This is a genomic window from Brevundimonas sp. (genome assembly GCF_032107865.1).
Classification (GTDB): Bacteria; Pseudomonadota; Alphaproteobacteria; order Caulobacterales; family Caulobacteraceae; genus Brevundimonas.
The window spans coordinates 1-6,947 of the sequence record NZ_DAMCNG010000150.1 but is presented as its reverse complement, the minus strand read 5'-3'; the positions used below and the strand labels follow the sequence as shown (position 1 = coordinate 6,947).

The following is a 6,947-nucleotide window of genomic DNA, read 5'->3' as shown; positions in this document are numbered from 1 at the left end:
CTACTGGCTGCCGCCGCGCATGGTCGCCTTCGCCCAGAGTCATCCGGGCATCGAACTGTATCTGTCGATCGGCAACACCCATCAGGTGGTCGAGGCGGTGCTGGCGGGCGAGGCGGAGCTGGGCCTGATCGAAGGCGCCGAGGACGCGCCCAGGCTGGAGCGGACGCGCATCGCCGCCGACCGGCTGATCGTGGTGGCGGCGCCGGGGCATCCGCTGGCGGATCGAGACAGGGAGTTGGCGGCGTCTGACCTGAAGGCGCTGGACTGGGCCTTGCGTGAGGGGGGCTCGGGCACCCGCAGCGAGTTCGAGGCGGCCCTGCCGCGCGGCCTGGCGGCGGCGGACCTGAAGACGGCGTTGGTGCTGCCGTCCAATGAAGCGGTCGCGGCCAGCGGTGGTGCGAGCGGCGGCCTGGTCACGGCGATCTCGGAACTGGCCGCCCGGCCCCTGATCGAGGCGGGGCGGCTGGTTCGTCTGCCGCTCGAACTGCCTGAGCGGCCCTTCTATCGGCTGCGGCACCGCGAGCGCGGGGCCAGTCGGGCGGCGGAGGCCTTCGCCGCCGCCCTCTAGTTTGGCTTAGACCTGGGCCGAACGGCGGCGCACCCAGGCGTAAAGGGCGTAGGTCAGGACAGCGAAGGCGATCAGACCGGCCCACATCGCGGGCCAGCCGCTGTCGGCGGGCAGCAGGGCGAAGGGCGCCTCCTTCTTGGTGCCGACGATGACGGCGGCGGTGAAGACGCCGAACAGGCTCTCGCCCACGATCAGGCCGGACGCCAGCAGCACGCCCATGCGGCGGGCCACATCGGCGTAGCGGGTCGACTTGACCGCCCGGTCGTACAGCCAGCCGCAGACCGCGCCGATGACCAGCATGGTGGTGACGGCGGCCGGCAGATAGACGCCGATGCCGGCCGCCAGCGGGGGCAGCTTGATCCTGTCGTTCGTCGTGCGACGCAGGATGACGTCGAGGATGATGACCAGAACGCCGACCACGGCGCCGATGCCGATCAGATCCCAGCGCAGGTCGCCGCTGATGACGCCCTTGGCCAGGGCGGAAATCAGGGTGGCCTGCGGCGCGGCCAGGGTCTGCGAGCCCTGGACGATGGCGGGCGGGCCGCCCTCGAAGCCGAAGGCCTGGTTCATCATGTCCAGCACGAAGGGGATGACCAGGGCGCCGGCGACGACGCCGACCAGCAGGGCCGTCTGCTGACGCCAGGGGGTGGCCTCGACCAGTTGGCCGGTCTTGAGGTCTTGAAGGTTGTCGTTGGCGATGACGGCCACGGCGAAGACGACGGCGGTGACGATCAGGGCGAAGGCGACGATCGATGGATCGGCCGGAACCCCGGCGATGGCCAGCACGCCCAGCATCAGCAGGGAGGCGATGATGATGGCCAGGATGCCGACGCCCGACACCGGGCTGTTCGACGAGCCGATCAGACCGGCCATATAGCCGCAGATGGCGGCCACGGCGAAGCCGATGACCACCACATAGACCAGGCCGCCGATCACCAGCAGCGGGGCCGATCCGGCCAGGCTGGTGCCCTGGGCCACGACGGCCAGCAGGACGGCGATGCCGACCAGGGCGGCGACCGAGATCAGGCCGACCAGCTTGATGGGAATGTCCTGTTCGGCCAGTTCCAGCGTCTCGCCGTGGGCGCGGCGCGCCTGGGCGGAGATGGCCGAGGCCAGGCCCGCGACCAGGGGTTTGGCCAGCTTGGCCAGGGTCCACAGGGCGGCGACGCCGATGACGCCTGCGCCGATGAAGCGGACCTCCTGGGCCCAGACGCTCATGGCCAGGCCCTCGGCGCCGGCTTCGGCGGGAACCCCGGCCGCGATGGACGGCACGCCGTTGGCGGCGGCCCAGGCGACGAATTCGGGCGAGGTCAGGATGGGCACGAAGATCAGCCAGGCCAGGACCAGGCCGAACAGCTGGGTCAGGCCGACCGCCAGGCCGATCAGGTGGCCGGCGCCCAGCAGGGCGAACTGCATGGAGAAGCCGACGCCGGTCGCGCCGCCGCCCATGGCGGCCGGAAGGCGCAGGAAGGCGGTGGTCTCATGGGCGAAGACGCGAGCCGAGGCCAGGAATCCGAAGAAGGCCGAGGCGATGGCCCCGCCGATGACCACGAACAGGCCGGACTTGTTCTCGCGCACGGCCTCTTCGGTCTGCTCTGCGCCGGGCGAGCCGACCTTCAGCACCTCGGCGGCGGCGACGCCCTCGGGGTAGGGCAGGCCGCCCTGGACGACCAGGGTGCGGCGCAGGGGAATGGAGAAGGTCACCCCCAGCACGCCGCCCAGCACGCAGATCATCACCGACTCCCAGAAGGGGAAGTTCATCCACCAGCCGATCATGACGAGGCCGGGCAGGACGAAGATGATGGCGCTCATCGAGCCGCCGACCGAGGCGACGGTCTGGACGGTCATGTTCTCCCAGATGGTCGAACCGCGGAACGCCCGCAGCAGGGCCATGGAGATGACCGCCGCCGGGATGGCCGAGGCGAAGGTCAGGCCGACCTTCAGGCCCAGATAGGTGTTGGCCGCTGTAAACACCGCCGCGAGCAAGCAGCCCAGGATCAGGGCGCGGATCGTCAGTTCGATGCGTTTGCCGGTTCCGGCGGGTTTGTCCGTCATGCGGGAGCCTCGTAAATTTGCCGGGAGGCTAAGCCTGAAAGCCAGGCCGTGACAACGGGGCGCGCCTCTTCTCTGGCGTCCTTTCAACCGCTACCTCTGCATCCATGCCCGAATTACCCGAAGTCGAAACCGTCCGTCGCGGCCTGGAGCCGGTGCTGGAGGGCGCGCGTCTGACCGCGCCGCGCCAGAACCGGCCGGATCTGCGCTTTCCTTTCCCGGAGCGCTTCATCGAGCGACTGGAGGGGGCGACGGTGCTGCGGCTGGACCGGCGGGCGAAGTATCTGCTGTTCCCTCTGTCGACCGGCGAAACCTGGGTGACGCATCTGGGCATGACGGGGCGGTTCACCCTGGAAGGCGTCGCGCCGGGCGTGTTCGAGACGGATGCGCCGATCGCGGGCAAGCATGAGCACATGAGCCTGACGGCCGACCGGGGCGGGGTGTTGACGCGGCTGGGCTATGCCGATGCGCGGCGTTTCGGCTTCATGGGCCTGATCCCGACCGAGGCGGTCGAGGGCCACGCCTGGTTCGCCAAGCTGGGGCCGGAACCGTTGGGCAACGCCTTCTCGGGCGCGCATCTGGCCGAGGCCTTCGCGGGCAAGGCGCAGAACATCAAGGTCAGCCTGCTGGACCAGAGCATCGTGGCGGGGCTTGGCAACATCTATGTATGCGAGGCGCTGTACCGGGCGCGCATCTCGCCCCTGACGGCGGCCGGCAAGGTCAGCCGTCCCCGGCTGGAGCGGCTGGCGGTGGAGGTCCGCAATGTGCTGGGCGACGCCATCGCGGCGGGCGGCTCGACCCTGAAGGACTTCGCCAACGTCGAGGGCGGGCAGGGCTACTTCCAGCACAATTTCGACGTTTACGGCCGCGAGGGCGAGGCTTGCCGGACGGAAGGCTGTTCCGGCGTGGTGGCGCGCGTCGTCCAGGGCGGGCGCTCGACCTTCTTCTGTTCGGTCTGTCAGAAGCGATGATGTGTCGGTAAAATTAGACTTGATGTAAAAAATAATAGACACAATGTCTGCACTGTGCGACACCGTCTCATCGCTTGGGATCAAGAGGGGGCGGCTGATGTCGTTCAGGGAAAAGCTGTCGTGGGGCGTGCTGCTGACCATGTCGGCGGTGTGGAGTTTCTATTTCGTGCGGCTGGGGCTGAAGGCGGCCGACGGCTCGCTGACCCAGGATCTGGTGCTGTGGACCATGGGGGCCTGCATCGCCTTCAGCATCGCGGCCCAGGTCGGCTTTTCCATTCTGGCGGCGGCCAGCACGCCGAAGGCCGAGCGGGACGTGGTCGACGAGCGCGAGCAGGGCATGGCCCTGAAGGCCAGCTACACGGCCTTCGTGACCATGAGCGGCACGCTGGGGGCGCTGTCGGCCTTTGGCTACAACTACGCCCTGCGTCATCCGGACATGCTGGGGCCCGAGCCTCTGGCGCCGGCTTTGCTGCTGGCGGCCAACGGTTTCATCTTCGCCCTGGTCCTGTCGGAGGTGGTGCGCCATGCGATCCTGATCACCCTGCTGCGCCGGGTCGGCTGAACGGCGAAGAGCAAGGAGCGCGTCATGAGCTTTCGAGAAAAGCACCTGTGGGTGGCCATCATCGCCGGGCTGGCGGTCTGGGGCGCCTACGCCTGGAGGTTCGGCGAGCGCGTGCTGGCCGGAGGGCTGAAGCAGGCGGATTTCGCCGCCGACATGGGCGGTCTGTTCATCCTCGGTCTGATTGCGGTGGTGGTGCTGGAAAGCGGGCTGACGGCCCTGGCCATGCTGACGACGTCCAAGGCCGAGCGTCGGGCGCGCGACGAACGCGAGGGCGCAGCGACGCTGCAGGCCAGCCATGTGTCTCTGATGCTGTTGATCGGCCTGCTGGTCACGGTCTCGGCGGTCGCCTACGGCGTCGGCTTCTGGGGCAGCGCGAAGCCTGAGGAGCTGGCGCGGTGGATGATCCCCGGCAACGGCCTGGTGCTGGTCGCCAATGCGGTGCTGGGCTGCATCATGGTGTCGGAACTGGCGCGCTGGGCCCTGTCCCTGGCCCTGTTGAAGCGGGGGCGGTGATGAGCAAGGCGCCGCCCCCCATCAAGAACCGCATTCGCGAACTGCGCTTCCACGCCAATGAGATGACTCAGGCCGACCTGGCCGCGCGTATCGGCATGACGCGCCAGACCATCGTCGCCATGGAGCAGGGCAAATACTCGCCCAGCCTGGAGGCTGCCTTCCGCATCGCCCAGGTCTTTGGCGTCGAGATCGGCGAGGTGTTTCAGTGGGAGGGCTGAGGCGCTAGACCTCGGCTCAACGATTGTGAGGAGCGCCCAGATGGCCGACGCCTATTCCACCCTGCTGATCGAACGCCACGCCGAGGGCTATGCGGTCGTCACCCTGAACCGGCCCGAGGCGCTGAACGCGCTGAACACCACCCTGACCGGCGAGCTGGGCGACTTCCTGGAGAGCGTGGCCGACGATGACAGCGTGCGCTGCGTGGTCCTGACCGGCTCGGTCAAGGCCTTCGCCGCCGGCGCCGACATCAAGGAGATGGCCGATCAGGCCTATGCTGATATGTATCGCGGCAACTTCTTCGCCCGCGCCCATGACCGGGTGGCTGGGTTCCGCAAGCCGATCATCGCGGCGGTGTCGGGCTATGCTCTGGGCGGCGGTTGCGAGCTGGCCATGCTGTGCGACTTCATCATCGCTTCCGAAACGGCCAGGTTCGGCCAGCCCGAGATCAACCTGGGCGTGGCCCCCGGCATCGGCGGCTCGCAGCGCCTGACGCGCGCCGTGGGCAAGGCCAAGGCCATGGATATGTGCCTGACCGGCCGGATGATGGACGCCGCCGAGGCCGAGCGTTCGGGTCTGGTGTCGCGCGTGGTGGCGTCGGACGTCCTGCTGGACGAGGCGCGGGCCGCGGCGGCCAAGATCGCCGGCCAGTCGATCCTGGCCGTCATGGCCAACAAGGAACTGGTCAACGCCGCCTTCGAGACGACCCTGACACAAGGGGTGGTGTTCGAGCGCCGCCTGTTCCACTCCCTGTTCGCCTTCGACGACCAGAAGGAGGGCATGGCCGCCTTCGTCGAGAAGCGCAAACCGGCCTTCACCGGCCGCTGAATCCATGTCGGGGCCGGATGAAACGGGGCGCAAACCCCGGCCCCGACTCAATTCAGACCGGATCGCGTTGACCGTTCGGGGGCTTTCCGCTATAGCCGCCCGCTCTTGAGATTTTCTCGCCGTGGACGTGTGGTTTACGGCGTTTTCGTTCGAAGGTTTTTACCCGATGGCCAACAATGCAGGCGCCCGCAAGGCGATCCGCAAGATCGAAGCGCGGACCGAAGTGAACAAGGCCCGCCGCACCCGCGTGCGCACCTACCTGCGCAAGTTCCAGGAAGCCCTGACGGGCGGCGACGTCGCCGCCGCCAAGGCCGCCTTCATCACGGCTCAGTCGGAACTAATGCGCGCCGTGTCGAAGGGCGTGGTTCACAAGAACACCGGCTCGCGCAAGGTCAGCCGTCTGGCCGCCCAGCTGAAGAAGCTGTCGGCCGCCTGATTTCGCAGGGCGTTCGGACGAGTCTTTACGGCCTCGTCAAACGGCGCAATGTGACGGCTACGGAAGGCCTGTAACGGGTATTTCGTAAGAAAATGCAAAGAATTCAACGGCGAGGAAGCGCAAGCTCCCTCGCCGTCTTGCTGTCTGGAGCTAAGTGACGCTTACGGATTCTGGTTATGGATTGGGGTGAAACGGCCATTTTCCCAAGCCCTGCCGAGGTTTGCCGGAGTCAATCAATTTAAGTGCGAATCTCGACTCGAATCAGCGTTGATCTCCGCCGCGCCGGGGGTAAGTTGAAGGGGTAACGCGCTTCCGTCCTGTTGGGATGAAGACGAGGGAAATCAATGGTTTCCCTTGGCGCGAGATGTCTGTCTGTGAGTACGACCCCGCTTGCGAAGCCCGGCTTCGCGAGGCGAGAGAAGTCGTCCCTGGACGTGGCGTCTCGAAGGGCGTTCGTCGGTGATAACTCTTGTGGCGGGTGTTCTGAATGATCGGGGGCGCGGTAATGGCGGGAATGACGGATCCCAACCGTATCTGGACCGAGGCGGCGGACCGCCTGAAGGCTGAGATCGGGGATGGTCCGTTCAGCTCCTATATCGCGCCTTCCGCCGTGCGCGTGGATTCCCAGGGCAATCTGATCCTGGTGACCCCGACGGCCTACGCCCGCGACTGGGTGCGCAAGAACGCCCTGCGTCGCATGAACGAGCTGTGGCTGGGCCTGGACGGCCTGTCGCGTCGCCTGGAGGTGCGCTGCCGCGCCGAGATGGGGTCGGCGCCGCCGTCCGGTCTGCGCGACGCCCC

Annotated in this window: 9 protein-coding genes; 8 read left to right on the top strand and 1 reads right to left on the bottom strand. The window is 67.5% G+C overall.

The window, feature by feature from the left end; all coding sequences use genetic code 11:
• Positions 1–568: LysR substrate-binding domain-containing protein (locus RT567_RS11955; protein ID WP_313576562.1), on the top strand; the 568-nt coding region annotated here is incomplete at its 5' end.
• Positions 569–574: 6 nt separating this feature from the next.
• Here RT567_RS11955 and RT567_RS11950 read toward each other — a convergent pair.
• A complete protein-coding gene (locus tag RT567_RS11950) occupies positions 575–2,623 on the bottom strand; it encodes an OPT family oligopeptide transporter (protein WP_313576561.1) in 2,049 nt (682 codons plus the stop codon).
• A 104-nt stretch (positions 2,624–2,727) separates the two neighbouring features.
• Between RT567_RS11950 and mutM the strand changes: the two genes are divergently transcribed.
• The 7 genes from mutM to RT567_RS11915 all read left to right on the top strand — a co-directional run.
• The gene (gene mutM, locus RT567_RS11945; protein ID WP_313576560.1) at positions 2,728–3,591 is read left to right on the top strand and encodes a bifunctional DNA-formamidopyrimidine glycosylase/DNA-(apurinic or apyrimidinic site) lyase; all 864 of its coding nucleotides are present in this window, start codon (positions 2,728–2,730) and stop codon (positions 3,589–3,591) included.
• A 97-nt stretch (positions 3,592–3,688) separates the two neighbouring features.
• A complete protein-coding gene (locus RT567_RS11940; protein ID WP_313576559.1) occupies positions 3,689–4,153 on the top strand; it encodes a hypothetical protein in 465 nt (154 codons plus the stop codon).
• Positions 4,154–4,177: 24 nt separating this feature from the next.
• Complete coding sequence (locus RT567_RS11935) at positions 4,178–4,666, top strand: hypothetical protein (RefSeq protein ID WP_313576558.1); 489 nt, start codon at positions 4,178–4,180, stop codon at positions 4,664–4,666.
• Positions 4,666–4,884 carry a helix-turn-helix transcriptional regulator gene (locus tag RT567_RS11930; RefSeq protein ID WP_313576557.1) on the top strand — a complete coding sequence of 73 codons (219 nt, stop codon included), beginning with the start codon at positions 4,666–4,668 and terminating at the stop codon, positions 4,882–4,884. Before RT567_RS11935 ends, RT567_RS11930 begins: the two co-directional genes overlap by 1 nt.
• A 40-nt stretch (positions 4,885–4,924) precedes the next feature.
• Positions 4,925–5,710 (top strand): enoyl-CoA hydratase, encoded by a 786-nt coding sequence (locus RT567_RS11925; RefSeq protein WP_313576556.1) that lies wholly within the window; start codon positions 4,925–4,927, stop codon positions 5,708–5,710.
• A 166-nt stretch (positions 5,711–5,876) separates the two neighbouring features.
• Positions 5,877–6,146, top strand: a complete 270-nt coding sequence (rpsT, locus tag RT567_RS11920) for a 30S ribosomal protein S20 (RefSeq protein WP_313576555.1) — start codon at positions 5,877–5,879, stop codon at positions 6,144–6,146.
• 514 nt (positions 6,147–6,660) lie between these two features.
• Positions 6,661–6,947 (top strand): DnaA N-terminal domain-containing protein (locus RT567_RS11915; protein WP_313576554.1); only part of this gene is annotated, 287 nt, incomplete at its 3' end.